This is a genomic window from Rhodococcus sp. 05-2254-5 (genome assembly GCF_002258575.1).
GTDB lineage: Bacteria > Actinomycetota > Actinomycetes > Mycobacteriales > Mycobacteriaceae > Rhodococcoides > Rhodococcoides fascians.
Genome location: NZ_NOZG01000010.1, coordinates 1 through 14,080 on the forward strand (window position 1 = coordinate 1; position 14,080 = coordinate 14,080).

The following is a 14,080-nucleotide window of genomic DNA, read 5'->3' on the forward strand; positions in this document are numbered from 1 at the left end:
GAACAGTTCGTTGCGGTCGGTGTCCTCAGGGGGCGGCTTGTCGCTGCCGTAGGTGTCTTCGAGTTTGGTGATCGCTTCACGGATCTTGTCGGTGCGTGCGCCGGGTCCGGTGGCGGCGGTGATCATCGCGGTGCGGGCGATATCGCGACCCTCTTGGGGGAGGTTCTTCGGGGGTGTTTCGGCGAAGGTGAGGATCAGGGCGGCGTGGTCGACGGACATGACGCCGGTGTTGACGGCGTCGGCGATGTCGGGGAAGTTCTTCAGCCCGCGAGCGAGGGCCACGATCTTGTTCGCTTTGCTCGGGGTGAGGAGGGTGGTGGAGGTCAGCCAGCCTGCGGGTCCGGGGAAGCCGAGCTTCTCTCGGCTCACGCGGGTGTCGATGTCGGCGACGAGGGCGATCCGCCGGGCTTCGAGCAGTTGGATTCGGTGGGAGACATCAGCAGCGTCGGCGAGGAGTTCGCTTTCGCTCAGTTGCCAGATCTCCGTGGTCATGGACCAAGTGTATCGAACGGGTGTTCGATGCGCAATGATGGTGCAATCGAAAACTATTGCTGTGCACAAGGATTCGGGATGCGGAACCTGTCGGTGGCCCGTGATATGGCCGCAACGTCAGTCGAGTGAGGATCGCCCGGGACCGCTGAACTCGAACGGGGCGGCGCGCAGTGGCCTCGATGTAGGGGCCGGCCGGCAGTGCAGGTGAACATCGATTAAGCAGATGCTGCGTCGCCGCCACAGAGGTGCGTCGACACCTGACACAGTTGCGCGAGATGTAGAGCAGACCTCTACTGCTGGCGTGTCTTTCGCAACCACCACAGTCCTGCGATGGGCAGCACGACCGGGATGAAGACGTAACCGGATCCGAAGTGCGACCACACCGTCGGCTCCGGGAAGTCCTGTGGCTGGATGTAGCTGAGGGTGCCGATGCCGAGGACTCCGACGAGTTCGATGATGCAGGAGACCGTCACCACTCGTCGTGATGCCTCGGTTGCTCGTGCCAGGCCGACCGTCGCGATGATGTAGACCACGGCTGCGAATGCCGACAGCAGGTACGCGACTGGGGCGTTGTCGAATCGGGTGGTGAGTTGCACGATCGATCGCGATGTCGCGGCAACGGCGAACACGGCGTAGACGGCGATGAGGAAGCGTCCGAATCCGGTGCGCGTGGCTTGCTGAAGTTTGTCAGGCATATCCGGCCCAAATCTGGCTCAGTCGCAACACCATGGCTGCGAGGGTGAGGACGGCTACAAGGAGCACCGCGGTACCGCCGCGGGAACGGTCGCCCAGAGACCACCACGTTCCGAGTGGGAGCAGGAACAGCAGTCCTACGAGGTACGACCCGAACGTGAGCCGGTGAATGTCGCGATCGGAGGCGAACATCATCACGAACCCGATCACGGCCTGCAGTGCAACGACGCCTTCGGTAGCCGCGATCGTCCAGAACAGCGCGCGGTCGGCCTTGTTCTTCAGAAGAACGGGCCTGTTCGTGGCGAGCTTCACGAGCACCCAGATCCCCACTACCAGGGACAACACGTACAACAAGCCGGTGACGGCGCCGATCATCGAGTTCCTCGTCATGCTGCGGTGGGTGGATGGACTTCCCTTCACAGTAACCGCGTAACACCACGTCAACACTGTGAGGCCCTTGAAACACGACGTTGTTCCGAGCGTGACCAATCGGAAATCGACGAGGCCTGTACTTGTTCCATGGCCGCAGAGGATCTGCCCTCTCGTCGGACATGACGGTTTTCTCGGGTGGACATCGGTGTCCACCGCATCCAGCCCGCTCTGCGAACCTCAGGAGACGCACGTGTCAGATCTCGACCAGTCCATCGCCGAGAACATCAAGAAGTCCCTCGAGGAGATTCCGCATCCCTCACTTCCCAAGGGCAGCAACATCTACGGCTCCACCAAGATCTTCCCCGACTACAAGGCGGAGAACGGCGAAAGCTACTTCACGCTGGTGCACGGCATCGCCCACGAGTCGTCGGTATCGTTCGTCGCGGTGCTGCAGGCCACCCGCGCTCTGCGCAAGGGTTTCGAGTCGGCGATGTACTTCTACGGACCCGGTGCTATCAATTGCCTTGCCACACGCGGTTTCCCGACCACCGGAGACTCGGGCTTCCCGGGTGAACAGAACATCAACGACTCCCTCGCGACGTTCATCGCCGAGGGCGGCACCGTGTTCTGCTGCCGCTTCGGACTGGCCCTGCACGGGGGTCGTGAAGAAGACCTCATCGAGGGCGTCATCCCGGCTCACCCCCTGGACGTGCAGGACGCATTGATCCATTACGCGCGCAAGGGTGCCATCATCAATTCGACCTACATGGTCTAGGGGACGGTTATGTCCATCTCTACACGTGTGGATCTGGCGTTGCTCGGGATTCGAGGAGCAACGCCGGTGTCCAGAACTGCCGGTGCCGGCCCGAGTGACGATGGACATGTCCGCATCGATGGTCTCGGCGCAGCAATCCCGCGCAACCCGCTCAGTCCGTACGTACTCGAAGAAGGGCGAGTTCTGTTCGACGGCAACGACATCGGACTCGATGTTCAGGCCGTCGATCGCCCGAAGTTCTACGACCTCTCCACCGCCGACGGCGTCGCCTACGAGAAGATCGCCAAGCTGCACGGCACCAGTGTTCTGGCCACGACCGTGGTCCAGACGTGCATTCGCTACGACGCCGATCAACGGTGCCGCTTCTGTTCCATCGAAGCGTCTCTGGACGCGGGCGACACCATCGCCGTCAAGACGCCCGCGCAACTTGCGGAGGTGGCGGAGGCCGCTGTCCGACTGGACGGGGTGACGCAGATGGTCATGACGACGGGCACTTCGGCCGCGAAGGATCGCGGTGCCCGTCATCTGGCTCGGTGCGTACGTGCCATCAAGGCCGTGGTCCCGGAACTACCGATCCAGGTGCAGTGCGAACCTCCGGGTGACCTGCAGACCATCCAGGATCTGTACGACGCCGGAGCCGAGTCCATCGGTATCCACGTCGAATCGCTCGACGACGACGTGCGCCGCAGATGGATGCCGGGCAAGGCATCGGTCTCGATGGACGAGTACCGCGCGGCATGGAAAGAAGCGGTCCGGGTTTTCGGGCGTAACCAGGTTTCGACGTACATACTGGTCGGTCTCGGCGAGGATCCCGACGAATTGGTCTCGGGTGCAGCGGAACTGATCGAGATGGGTGTGTATCCCTTCGTCGTTCCGTTCCGGCCGCTCGCAGGCACGTTGGCGGTGGATGTCGACCGGGCGACGGCTCCCGCTGCCGACGTCCTCGAAAGCGTCACCCGACGCGTCGCCAAGGAACTTCAGGCAGCGGCGATGCTCGGGTCCGATCAGAAAGCAGGCTGCGCGGCCTGCGGTGCGTGCAGCGTTCTGCAGAACGCGGGAGGGTGACATGTACGGCGTCGTGGAGGGTAACGATCTCGCCGGATTGTCCGGCGCTGCAATCACTGTCGTGCAACCGGAGTTCATCGTTCAGCCGTGCACCGGTACAGCAGAATTGAATGCGTACCGGGCGCTGCGCAGAGAGACGTTCGTCGCCGAACAGGGCTTGTTCGCCGGCACCGATCACGACGACGTCGACGACGATCCTCGCTGCGTCATTCTCGTGGCCACCGATCGAGACGGCACCGTGCTCGGTGGGGTGCGCCTGGCGCCCTGCACGGCAACGGATCTGGGGTGGTGGGCTGGCAGTCGCCTGGTGGTCACCACCTCTGCGCGCACTTCCGGTGTGGGCCCGGCGCTGGTTCGTGCGGCCTGTGCTCATGCCGAAAGTCGCGGCGTGCTGCGCTTCGACGCGACGGTGCAGAAGCGCAACGAGACACTGTTCACCCGTCTCGGCTGGATCAGGCGTGGCGACGTCGAGGTGGCGAATACTCCACACGTGGCGATGTATTGGCCGATCGACAGGATCGAACGGCTGGTGTCGTCTACCAAGGCGATGCTCGCCGGCGTCCTCGCGCCGCTGAAGGCGCAGCCACTCGGGCTCGGTGCCAAAGGATTTCGAGGTGACGACGGTGTCCCGGTTCCCGGGAGCGACATGATCGCCGCCTGCGATGCGATCATCCCCTCGATGGTCGACCGCGACCCGGAGTGGGCCGGCTGGTGCGCGGCCCTGGTCAACCTCAACGACCTTTCGGCGATGGGTGCCTATGCAGTCGGCATGCTCGACTCCGTCGGAGCACCCACGCAATCTCGATTGACCCGCATCATCCGCGGCCTCGCCAATGCGTCTGCGGCCTGGCAGGTTCCGGTACTCGGTGGCCACACCCAGGCCGGGGTGCCGTCGTCGCTGTCGGTCACCGCTCTGGGGCGCACAGCGAACCCGGTACGGGCCGGCGGGGGAAGCGTCGGCGATCGATTGACGCTGACGGCGGACGTCGAGGGTGGCTGGCGTCGTGGGTATCAGGGCCAGCAATGGGATTCGACGTCACGGCGCAACTCCGCCGAACTGACGACCATGGCATCGTTCGTCGCCCGTACCGCGCCCAAGGCCGCCAAGGACGTCTCGATGGCCGGCCTGGCGGGCACTACCGGGATGCTGGCCGAGGCAAGCGGAACCGGTGCCGTATTGGACATCTCCTCGATTCCGAAGCCCGACTCGGCGTCGATGGGCGAATGGATCACGTGTTTTCCCGGGTTCGCGATGATCACCGCGGACCGTCCCGGTGCACCGACTGCACCGTCCGGACCTGCACTGTCCGCAGAATGCGGAGAGCTCACCGACATTCCGGGCGTCGCCTTGCGATGGCCCGACGGAATCACCACGCGCGCGGTCACTTCGACGGTGACCGGATTGGGAGAAGCATGAACGACATCACGATCTCCGTGGCCGCAGCCGAGTTCGGCCGCGACATGGAACAGGGTTACGCCACCATCGCCGCCCTGCTCGAGGAATCGCGTAATCGCGGTAGCCAACTGCTGGTGCTACCGGAAGCGTGCCTGGGTGGGTACCTGCCCAGCCTCGGTGGCGGCGACGAGACCGAAGAATCGAGACAGCGTCGACTGAAGGCACTACCGCCGGCTCTGGAACTCGAAGGCCCCGAGATCAGGCGGGTCATCGACATGGCGGGCGATACTGTCGTCACGTTCGGATTCTGTGAGAAGGACGGCGATACCCGCTACAACGCCGCGGTGACGGTCGACGGCAGCGGCATCCTCGGTTCGTATCGCAAGGTGCACCAGCCACTCGGCGAAAACCTCTGCTACGCAGCGGGAGAGAGCTACTCCGCCTTCGACACTCCGGTCGGCCGGATGGGCATGCAGATCTGCTACGACAAGGGATTCCCCGAGGCGGCTCGCGAACTCGCGCTCGACGGAGCCGAGATCGTCGCGTCCATCTCCGCGTGGCCGACGGCACGTACCGCGACGACCCCGAACATGGAAGAAGATCGGTGGAAGCAACGCTTCGACATCTATGACCGCGCTCGTGCACTGGAGAATCAGATCATCTGGGTCGCAGCGAATCAGGCCGGCACGTTCGGGTCTCTGAGGTTCGTCTGCAGCGCCAAGATCGTCGGGCCCGGCGGTGAGATCCTCGCGGGCACAGGCGTCGAGCCGGGTTTGGCCACAGCCACCGTCGATGTCGAGGCGCTCATCGGCGCGGCACGTGGCGGTGGCATGTACAACCTGCGCGACCGACGGCCCTCGGTCTATCGCACCATCACCAAGGAGACCGTTCATGCCTGAGATGTCGTTCGTGGTGCGGTGGCCCGACGGACGCGAACAGTCCTGCTACTCGCCCTCTTTGGTGATGCACGACTATCTGAGCCCCGGGCAGGAATACCCGGTGGCCGAGTTCGTTCAGCGAACGTCCGAGGCATTGACCGTGGCGAGCGATCGAGTTCTCGCCAAATTCGGGATGCGGTGCACGTCGGCCGCGCAGCAGATGGAAGAGATTCACGGTGTCAGCGCGTCGTATCAGGCCGGTGCCGTTCGCGTACTGAGTATGTCGGGAGCTGAATTGCTATGACAGAGAGCCACAGTGCAACAGAAAACTACTCGGTGATCGTCATCGGCGGCGGGCAGGCCGGACTGTCCATCAGCTGGCATCTGACGCAGCGAGGCATCGACCACGTCGTCCTCGAACGCGACACCATCGCGCACGAATGGAAGGACTCGCGCTGGGACAACTTCACCCTCGTCACCCCCAACTGGCAGTGCGCGCTCCCCGGATACTCCTACGACGGTGACGATCCCGACGGGTTCATGCAGCGCGACGAGGTCTACGCCTTCGTCCGACGCTACGCCGAGAGCTTCGATGCACCGGTCCGAGAGTATGTTTCGGTGAATCAGGCCTTGCAATCTGCGGCAGGCGGCTTCGATCTACAGACCTCCGCCGGCCCCATGCACGCCGATCAGATCGTCGTTGCCGTCGGCGGCTACCACATCCCGACCATTCCGCGATTCGCCGAGAAGCTGCCCCGCGACATCGTCCAGATTCACTCGTCCGAATACCGCGGCTCGCACCAGTTCCCGAACGGCGAGGTACTGGTCGTCGGCACCGGCCAGTCCGGAGCGCAGATCGCCGAGGATCTACATCTCGACGGCCGCCGGGTTCATCTCGTCGCCGGCACCGCACCTCGCGTCGCACGCTTCTATCGGGGGCGTGACTGTGTCGCCTGGCTGCACGACATGGGCGTCTACGATGTCTCCATCGAAGATCAACCCGGTGGCGTCGGCAAACGCGAGAACACGAACCACTACGTCACCGGCCGTGACGGTGGTCGAGACATCGACCTGCGCGCGTTCGCCACCGAGGGCATGCAGCTGTACGGCCGTCTGGTGGGCGTGGAGGACGGCGTCCTGCAGTTCGCTCCGACCCTCGAAGCGTCCCTCGACGCTGCGGATCGGGTGGCCGAGAGCATCAAGGACAACATCGACGCGTACATCGAGCGCGAGGGCATCACTGCCCCCACGGAGGACCGCTACGTGCCGGTGTGGCGTCCGGAATTCGAGACGACCGAACTCGATCTCGCCACCACCGACATCACCGCGGTCGTCTGGTCGGTCGGCTTCCGTACCGACTACCGCTGGCTGAAGGTCGGGGCGTTCGACGGCGAGGGCCACCCGACGCACAACCGCGGCGTCACATCGGTTTCTGGCCTGTACTTCCTGGGCCTGCCCTGGCAGCACACCTGGGGTTCCGGACGCTTTGCCTCGGTGGCCCGCGACGCCGCATTCCTGGCCGATCAAATCGGCCTCGAAATCAGTGCTGCGCAGTCCCGAAACTCGACGCAGTCCCGAAACCCAGCGCAACCGCAGAGCCAGATGGTCTGATCTCGACGTGGCTCCCATCAAGATCGGTGCATTGGCAGCACATTTCGGTAGAGATGTCGATCGGGCCGTACTGAAGATCACGACGATCATCTCCAGTGCGGCCCGCGAGGGCATCGATCTCTTGGTGCTGCCCGACGCATCCCTCGGGGGTTACATCAACAGCCTGAGCAATCCGGATCCGTCCGAGTTGCCGCCCACTCTCGATCCGGACGGTCCGGAGTTGGCCGCCATCATCGCGGCGGCGGGTGCGATGACGGTGTGTATCGGGTACACCGAGTTGTCGAAGGGGCTGCGGTACAACGCGGCTGCGTGCCTGACGGGCGACGGGATCCTCGGCAGTCACCGTAAGGTGCATCAGCCGCTCGGGGAATCCTTGGCGTACGCCGCCGGAGATCGGTTCGAGGCCTTCGATACTCCGGTCGGACGGATGGGCATGCTGATCGACTACGACAAGACGTTCCCGGAGTCGGCCCGGACGCTTGCATTGGACGGCGCGAGAATCATTGCGGCGCTGTCCGCGTGGCCGGCCAGCGTCACCGATCGAGCGTCGTCGCTACCCAACGATCGACAGTCCCGACTGTTCGATCTGTACGACGCTGCACGCGCCGCCGAGAACCAGGTGGTGCTCGTCTCGTCCAACCAGACCGGGGTGATGGGATCCCTGCGGTTCCTCGGCCAGGCAAAAATTGTCGGGCCCGGCGGAGACGTGTTGGCCAAGACGTGGTCCAAAGGCGGTTTGGCCGTGCACGAGATCGACGTCGATGCCGAGGTGGATCGGGCCCGGAGAGGTCTGCATCACCTGGCCGAGCGACGCGTCGATGCCTATCCGAACTTGTTGCGGGAGAAACCGGATCGATGAAGATCGCGCTGTTGACCTATTCGTCCAAACCGCGCGGAGGCGTGGTGCATACGTTGGCTCTGGCCGAAGCGCTGGCACGCGCCGGCCAGGATGTGTCGGTGTGGTCGCTGGGCCGCGGGGGCGACAGTGAGTTCTTCCGCAAGGTCGACCCGGCTGTCACCGTGCGGATGGTCCCGTTTTCCCACCGCGAGAACGAGAGCGTCGGCGAGCGGATTCTGCGATCGATAGGCGTTCTGCGGCAGGCCTTCACGCCCGACGAGTACGACATCGTCCATGCTCAGGACTGCATCTCGGCCAACGCCGTCGGCCGGTGCATCAGGACCATCCACCATCTCGACGAGTTCACCACTCCCGAGCTCGCGGCATGTCACGAACGAGCGATCACCGCGCCGTACGCGCGAATCTGTGTGTCCAGTGCGGTGGCCGACGACGTCCGACGCGGCTGGGGGTTCGATCCGGTCGTCATTCCCAATGGAGTCGATGCCGGAAGGTTCTCGGCAGCAGCCGAATCGGGCCGATCGCACTGGAGCGGGAAGTTCGGCAGGTACGTGCTCGCCGTCGGCGGCATCGAGCCACGCAAGGGCAGTCTCGATCTACTCGACGCCTTCGCCGGGCTGTCCGATCGCCACGTGCAACTGGTGTTCGCCGGCGGCGAGACCCTGTTCGACTACCGTGACTATCGGTCCGAATTCGACCGTCGAGCAGTAGAACTGGGCATCGAGCCGGTGATACTCGGAACCGTCGACGACGACGAGCTGCCGCATCTCGTGGCGCAGGCTGCGGTGCTGCCGTTCTTCTCCACCAAGGAAGGCTTCGGCCTGGCCGCGATGGAGGCGCTCGCCGCATCGACTCCGGTGGTGGCGCGTGATCTGCCGGTACTGCGAGAGGTGTTCGGAGACAGCGTCACCTACGCATCGTCGGTGGAGGCCATGACCAGCGAATTGGACCGTGCGTTGCACGAGCCGCAGGATCCGTCACCGGGGCTGACGCTGGCGCACAGCCTCACCTGGGACGAGGCTGCGCGTCGACACCTGGAGTTCTACTCCTCGCTACGCTGACCGGTTCGCTTGTTGCGCTTGAGCCGGTGAGGCTTGAGCTTGTGGAACCCTTTGACCCGTAGTGAGCGAACCGATTTGAGGTAGAACTCGGAGTCGTGGCGCAGTTCATCCGTCATGACGGTATCGACCAGGATCGTTCCGGGATTGGCCGAACTGGTCAGGCGCGCAGCGATATTGACCACCGACCCGTACAGGTCGCCGTACCGGGCCAGTACCGGGCCCCACGCCAGCCCGACCCGCAGGTCCGGCATGTCCTCCTGCTCGTCGAAGGCGTCCTGGAGGTCGAGGGCGATGTGGGCGGCATCCTCGGGGGTCTGCGCGCTGAACATCACCTCGTCGCCGACGTTCTTGATCACCGAACCGCGCCCTCGCGCAATGATATTGGTGGCCAATGACTCGAACTCCTCGAGTAGCGTCGTCAACTCGCCGATGTCGAGTCGACGCGTCAGGCTCGTGTAGCCGACCATGTCGGCGAACCCGACGGCCATCGTGGGACTGTCGGCGGCGTCGTCGGGAGCGGCGATGGATCGACCGGCCGCTGCTGCCAGGTGGCGTCGCCAGGTGTATCCCTGGAGCGCTTCGAGGGTGGGGACGGTTTCTGCGGCGATGGCACGGGCGTTCCGGCGAATCGCGTCGATGTCGTTCGTGTCTTCTTGGCTGTCGATGATGCGTTCGAGTATGTGAGAGTTCACAACGCCCACTTGCCATTCCGCGAGCCGGGACATCGACTGCCCGAGGGTGCGGGCTATCGCAACCTCCATCTCGGGCTTGATCACCTTCTGCGCGGTCAGTGCGGTGATCAGCTTCAGAGCTTCGAGATCGGCGTCGGTGTAGACGAGTGCGTCGGTATCGGTGTGGACGGGGAAGCCCATGCCGATCCACAGGGCGATGACCCGCTCGAGCGGAATCCCGGACTTCTCGACGATGTCGGCGCGGTTGTACTTGGGCTCGCCGCCCAACAGATTCCGCTCGATCTCCGTCTGTACTACCGAGTTGATCTGATTCTCAGGCATATCCCAACGTTCTGTCGAAATAGGAACGGACGGCGTCCACGTACTCGTCGATCTTGTCGGGATCCCAATCCGTGGTGGGTATGGGCTCGCCGACGGTGACCTTGACCGTACCGGAGTGAACGGTGAAGTCCTTCTTCCACATCACGTCACCGGCGTTGTGAATGACGATCGGAACGATCGGCACGCCGGCCTGCATCGCCAGGTGAAACCCGCCTTTCTTGAATCGGCCGAGACGGGACGTCGGCATGCGAGTGCCCTCGGGGGCGATGGCGACGGAGATGCCACTGTGCAGCTTCTCGATCGCGGGCCGCATGGCCTCTCGCGCTTGCGCAGGATCTCCGCGATCGACATAGGCGACGTCGAAAATTCTGCCCAGCAATGCGAAGCGCGGATCGCGTTCGAGTTCCCGCTTCGCGACGGCGGTGATGTCGCGTCGCAGGATGGAAGTGACGATGATCGAGTCGGCGGTGCTCTGATGGTTGAACATGAAGACGGCGGGCCGGGCCGACCAGGCATTTTCGGTTCCGGTGACGTCGAGCTTGACTCCGGCGAGGGTCAGCGCGATGTCCGGGGCGATGGTGCTGGTGATATTGGCACCGGTGCGGCGACTGCGGGTGAGCAATCCCAGGCCGAGCCCGATCGACGCACTCGCGAGCACCGATCCGAGCGCCGCCGTGCTGCGTACGGCCGACGTGATGTCCGTGCCACGCTTCGGGCTGTCCAGCGTCAGAGCCGGCCAGTTCTTCTTGGCGGCATAGCGCGCGAGATCAGGATCGGGGTTGAGGGCGATGGGACGGCCCACGGCTTCGAGCAGTGGCACGTCCTCACCGCCGTTCGAGTATGCGAAACAGCCTGCCAGAGCGATGCCTTCACGTTCGGCGTAGTCGATCGCCGCCTGTGCTTTGCGGGGTCCCCAGAGCGAATCGCCGACGAGCTCGCCGGTGAGAATTCCGTCGGTGACCACCGGAGTCGTGCACAGCAACTCCTCGAACATCATGTCCTGTTGCACCGGCAGTGCCTGGTACGGCGTGGCCGAGGTAGCCATCACGAGGCGATGCCCGGCGTGCCGGTGAGCCTCGACGAGGGCCCGGGCCTGCGGGTAGATCATCGGCGCGATCTCGTTGCGGAACAGGGTGTATGCCTGTTCCATCAGGTCCTCTTCGCGACGGCCTTCGAGGCCGCGGACGGCCTTGCCCATCAGATTGTCGACGGGGGAGTTGCGCATCCGCATCTCGACGACGGCACTGGAGATCTCCCATAGTTCCTTGACCGTGACGTCGAGGGTCTTGAGGCGTTCGAGAAACACTGCGCGAGCAGAGAATCCGTTGATGAGGGTGCCGTCGAGATCGAAGAAGGCGATGGTGTCTCGGCCGGGTGGGGCGGCGGCGATCGCTATCAGTCGATCGTCGAACTCGGTCATGGATTGTTCTCCTCGGGGGCAGAGATCGGTTCCACCTCACGGAGCATTCGGTGCGCCATATCCCGGATGGTACGTACCTTGCGGGCCCATTCGTCGATCTCCAGAGCGAAGTCCCTGCGGCGGCGGGCGATGCCGTCCGAGCTGGAATCGATCAGGTCGCGGTTTTCGGCCAGTTGCAGTGCAGTGTCGAACAGTTCGCCCGAGATGGACTCACTGTGATCGAGCTGCTGGCGGAGCCGCCTGGCCTGGGCAGCGCCGAGGCATTCCGAGATGAACTTCGGTTTGTCGAATTCTCCGCTCTGCGGCAGCAGCATCAGCTGGTCGGCCACTACCTGGTAGGCCTCGAAGATCGGCTGCAGTACGCGGTGCGCCAGGTGCAGATCCTGCGATTCAAGCTGTCGCGCAGCATAATCGGGGTCGCTGATGCTGGTGCGCCAGTCCGGGTCGATGAGATCGACCTCGGATTCGAGACGCTCCCCGAAGTCCTTCTTGTCGCCGAAGAAGAACTCGAACTTGAGTAGATCTCGCAATTGCAGGGCCGACGTCCACAACGATTCCTGAGTCAGCGGCGTCGAGTCACCCTCGGTCGGTAGCACCACCAGTTCGCCGATGGCGCGCATCACGAAGAAGTGAATGGCGTTGTTGCGGAAGAACGCTGCCACCAGATGCTTGTCCTGCGCCAGGTAGAACAGCGGTTCGGGGCCGTCGTCGAAACGCTTGACGACGTTGGCGTTGACCTGTGCGATGACGGCCGAGCGGACGACGTCGACGTCGGCGATGTCCACCCCGCCCGCAGTGGGTAGGTTTCTGCGTTTGATGTAGCCGGCCAACGGCGAGATGATGGCCCACATTTCGTTGACGTTGAGTGCGCGATCCTCGATACCCAACAGCGCCATCGTGACCAGTGCTGCCGGGGTCACCGGCGTCGCATCGTTGATCGCATGGGAGACACCGAGCGCGATCTTCTGCACCGCGACGCGCTTGTCGGTGTTCTCGGCGACGATCGCCGCCACCGACATCGGCTCTCCGAAGTTCAGATAGACGTTGCCGCGCAACGTGCCCTGAGCGCGGATGTACCCGATGGCCATGCGAATGCCCTCGGCTTGCTTCTTCGCCCCGTGCGATTCTTCGGCCATCGCGCCGACCTCGTGCAGTCGGTCGTAGGTGATGGACGTCGGGATCAAATAGACGTCCTCCGCGTCGCTCGACTCGAGGGCGTCGACGAGGTAGGTCAGCAGACCGAACCGCGGCGGTCGGAGCTTTCCGGTGCGGCTGCGTCCGCCCTCGATGTACCACTCGAGGTTGAACCGCTTGCTGAGCAGAAAACTCATGTACTGACGCAGCGTCCATTTGTAGATCGCGTCCGAGAATTTGCGCTGAATGAGCACCACGCCACTGCGTTTGGCTATCGGGCCCAACGGCCAGAAGCCGACATTGATGCCGCCCATGACGTGATTGAGCGGCAGTCCCTCGGCGAGAAGCGCGGGACGCAGCACGAGTGGGTCGAGGTAGGAACGGTGATTGGGCAGGAACACCAACGGATAGTTCTTGTTGAGTTCGCGAACCTTCTGCAGCTGATCGCGATCGACGTCGACCTTGTACGCCCGCGAGAAGTACGCGCCGAGGGTGCCCCACATCTCGACGGCGCGCCTGGTTTCGGTCGCCACCATCTCGCCGAGGATGTCCTGAACCCTCTTGTCGACGGTGTCGCGATCCTGGCCGACGTGGTCTGCGAGCTCGGTGATGCCGTCCCTGAACTTCTTCTGCTCCGTCATGTCCTCGACGACGAAGCGCGGAATCTTGTACTCCGAGCCGATGACTCCGCGTTCGGCCTTGTCCAGTGCGAGACTCGCCTGCCGCAGGATGAACGACGACAACGACGTGCCGCCGCCGCGCTCGAACCGATCCTGCAGATCGCTCAGGGTTGCGGGTTCACCGACCAGCACTGCGGAGTGATCGGGATCGTCGTTGGCCACCCACCGCTGCCACACCCGTGTCGGCTTCGAGCGGCCTCTCGGGGCGAAGATGCGGTGCAGAATGCCGGTGCTTCGATCGGTCAACGTGACCCGCAGCGGAATGAGCAGCGGATCGTCGGCGTACCCGCGGACGGTGTCCGACAGTGATGTCCTGGCCTCACCGGACAGAACGACCGATGGGGGCCGACGTTCTCCGTCCGGGGTGGTGGCGTCGATCCACTGATTCAGGGCCTGAACCTCGAGAGTGCTTCTGGCATCGAGCAAGTACACGTGCGGACCGTCGCTGAGCGATTGCTGGTCCGCGTCGAGGTGGTACATCGAAGCTCCTGTTCTGTACCTGCGCAAGAAGGTACGCCGTCAGGCTACGCGGGAGAATCCCGGCGCGAGGGCGGTTCGGCGAGGTGGTCGACGGCACTCGACGGGCGCTCGAACGGCCTGTCGGTTAGAGTCGTGTCATCGGCCTTCTCTGGCC

Annotated in this window: 14 protein-coding genes; 8 read left to right on the plus strand and 6 right to left on the minus strand. The window is 63.9% G+C overall.

Translation table 11 applies throughout. From position 1 onward, the window contains the following. The 3 genes from CH278_RS09690 to CH278_RS09700 all read right to left on the minus strand — a co-directional run. On the minus strand, positions 1–492 hold a 492-nt coding region (locus CH278_RS09690; RefSeq protein WP_143536232.1), incomplete at its 3' end, for a DUF222 domain-containing protein. 290 nt (positions 493–782) lie between these two features. Next, positions 783–1,187, minus strand: a complete 405-nt coding sequence (locus tag CH278_RS09695; protein ID WP_027495236.1) for a hypothetical protein — start codon at positions 1,185–1,187, stop codon at positions 783–785. Continuing rightward, positions 1,180–1,575, minus strand: coding sequence for a hypothetical protein (locus CH278_RS09700; protein WP_230074147.1), 396 nt, complete (start codon positions 1,573–1,575; stop codon positions 1,180–1,182). The genes CH278_RS09695 and CH278_RS09700 overlap by 8 nt, the downstream gene beginning before the upstream one ends. 232 nt (positions 1,576–1,807) lie before the next feature. Here CH278_RS09700 and CH278_RS09705 point away from each other — a divergent pair, with 232 nt between their 5' ends. Genes CH278_RS09705 through CH278_RS09740 form a run of 8 tightly spaced genes read left to right on the plus strand, consistent with a single transcriptional unit; the run spans position 1,808 to position 9,199 of the window. Next, positions 1,808–2,332 carry an MSMEG_0572/Sll0783 family nitrogen starvation response protein gene (locus CH278_RS09705; protein WP_027495238.1) on the plus strand — a complete coding sequence of 175 codons (525 nt, stop codon included), beginning with the start codon at positions 1,808–1,810 and terminating at the stop codon, positions 2,330–2,332. Between the two features lie 9 nt (positions 2,333–2,341). Next, entirely contained in the window at positions 2,342–3,397 is a 1,056-nt protein-coding gene (locus tag CH278_RS09710; protein ID WP_032369567.1) for an MSMEG_0568 family radical SAM protein, read from the plus strand. A gap of 1 nt (position 3,398) precedes the next feature. Next, complete coding sequence (locus CH278_RS09715; RefSeq protein ID WP_094621813.1) at positions 3,399–4,814, plus strand: MSMEG_0567/sll0787 family protein; 1,416 nt, start codon at positions 3,399–3,401, stop codon at positions 4,812–4,814. Then, on the plus strand, positions 4,811–5,692 hold the full coding sequence (locus tag CH278_RS09720) for a carbon-nitrogen hydrolase family protein (protein WP_032406338.1): 882 nt from the start codon (positions 4,811–4,813) through the stop codon (positions 5,690–5,692). The genes CH278_RS09715 and CH278_RS09720 overlap by 4 nt, the downstream gene beginning before the upstream one ends. Next, a complete protein-coding gene (locus CH278_RS09725) occupies positions 5,685–5,975 on the plus strand; it encodes an MSMEG_0570 family nitrogen starvation response protein (protein WP_027495242.1) in 291 nt (96 codons plus the stop codon). The genes CH278_RS09720 and CH278_RS09725 overlap by 8 nt, the downstream gene beginning before the upstream one ends. Beyond that, positions 5,972–7,282: an MSMEG_0569 family flavin-dependent oxidoreductase gene (locus CH278_RS09730; RefSeq protein ID WP_032392489.1), complete on the plus strand. Its 1,311-nt coding sequence runs from the start codon at positions 5,972–5,974 to the stop codon at positions 7,280–7,282. The genes CH278_RS09725 and CH278_RS09730 overlap by 4 nt, the downstream gene beginning before the upstream one ends. Before the next feature lie 7 nt (positions 7,283–7,289). After that, positions 7,290–8,141 (plus strand): carbon-nitrogen hydrolase family protein, encoded by an 852-nt coding sequence (locus CH278_RS09735; protein WP_032392706.1) that lies wholly within the window; start codon positions 7,290–7,292, stop codon positions 8,139–8,141. Next, positions 8,138–9,199, plus strand: coding sequence for an MSMEG_0565 family glycosyltransferase (locus tag CH278_RS09740; RefSeq protein WP_094621794.1), 1,062 nt, complete (start codon positions 8,138–8,140; stop codon positions 9,197–9,199). Before CH278_RS09735 ends, CH278_RS09740 begins: the two co-directional genes overlap by 4 nt. Here the strand turns inward: CH278_RS09740 and CH278_RS09745 are convergent. The 3 genes from CH278_RS09745 to CH278_RS09755 are packed head-to-tail and all read right to left on the minus strand — an operon-like array spanning position 9,181 to position 13,926. After that, the gene (locus tag CH278_RS09745; RefSeq protein ID WP_027495245.1) at positions 9,181–10,212 is read right to left on the minus strand and encodes an adenylate/guanylate cyclase domain-containing protein; all 1,032 of its coding nucleotides are present in this window, start codon (positions 10,210–10,212) and stop codon (positions 9,181–9,183) included. The genes CH278_RS09740 and CH278_RS09745 overlap by 19 nt on opposite strands. Further along, positions 10,205–11,632: an HAD-IB family hydrolase gene (locus tag CH278_RS09750; RefSeq protein ID WP_057474468.1), complete on the minus strand. Its 1,428-nt coding sequence runs from the start codon at positions 11,630–11,632 to the stop codon at positions 10,205–10,207. Before CH278_RS09750 ends, CH278_RS09745 begins: the two co-directional genes overlap by 8 nt. After that, positions 11,629–13,926, minus strand: a complete 2,298-nt coding sequence (locus CH278_RS09755; RefSeq protein ID WP_032367917.1) for a glycerol-3-phosphate 1-O-acyltransferase — start codon at positions 13,924–13,926, stop codon at positions 11,629–11,631. Before CH278_RS09755 ends, CH278_RS09750 begins: the two co-directional genes overlap by 4 nt. Between the last annotated feature and the right edge of the window lie 154 nt (positions 13,927–14,080).

What these genes read in the sequence shown, in the direction of transcription:
- CH278_RS09725 (WP_027495242.1), top strand. Translation starts at nt 5,685, where the DNA reads ATGCCTGAGATGTCGTTCGTGGTGCGGTGGCCCGACGGACGCGAACAG.
- CH278_RS09750 (WP_057474468.1), bottom strand. Translation starts at nt 11,632, where the DNA reads ATGACCGAGTTCGACGATCGACTGATAGCGATCGCCGCCGCCCCACCC.
- CH278_RS09695 (WP_027495236.1), bottom strand. Translation starts at nt 1,187, where the DNA reads ATGCCTGACAAACTTCAGCAAGCCACGCGCACCGGATTCGGACGCTTC.
- CH278_RS09740 (WP_094621794.1), top strand. Translation starts at nt 8,138, where the DNA reads ATGAAGATCGCGCTGTTGACCTATTCGTCCAAACCGCGCGGAGGCGTG.
- CH278_RS09730 (WP_032392489.1), top strand. Translation starts at nt 5,972, where the DNA reads ATGACAGAGAGCCACAGTGCAACAGAAAACTACTCGGTGATCGTCATC.
- CH278_RS09700 (WP_230074147.1), bottom strand. Translation starts at nt 1,575, where the DNA reads ATGACGAGGAACTCGATGATCGGCGCCGTCACCGGCTTGTTGTACGTG.
- CH278_RS09755 (WP_032367917.1), bottom strand. Translation starts at nt 13,926, where the DNA reads ATGTACCACCTCGACGCGGACCAGCAATCGCTCAGCGACGGTCCGCAC.
- CH278_RS09715 (WP_094621813.1), top strand. Translation starts at nt 3,399, where the DNA reads ATGTACGGCGTCGTGGAGGGTAACGATCTCGCCGGATTGTCCGGCGCT.
- CH278_RS09745 (WP_027495245.1), bottom strand. Translation starts at nt 10,212, where the DNA reads ATGCCTGAGAATCAGATCAACTCGGTAGTACAGACGGAGATCGAGCGG.
- CH278_RS09710 (WP_032369567.1), top strand. Translation starts at nt 2,342, where the DNA reads ATGTCCATCTCTACACGTGTGGATCTGGCGTTGCTCGGGATTCGAGGA.
- CH278_RS09720 (WP_032406338.1), top strand. Translation starts at nt 4,811, where the DNA reads ATGAACGACATCACGATCTCCGTGGCCGCAGCCGAGTTCGGCCGCGAC.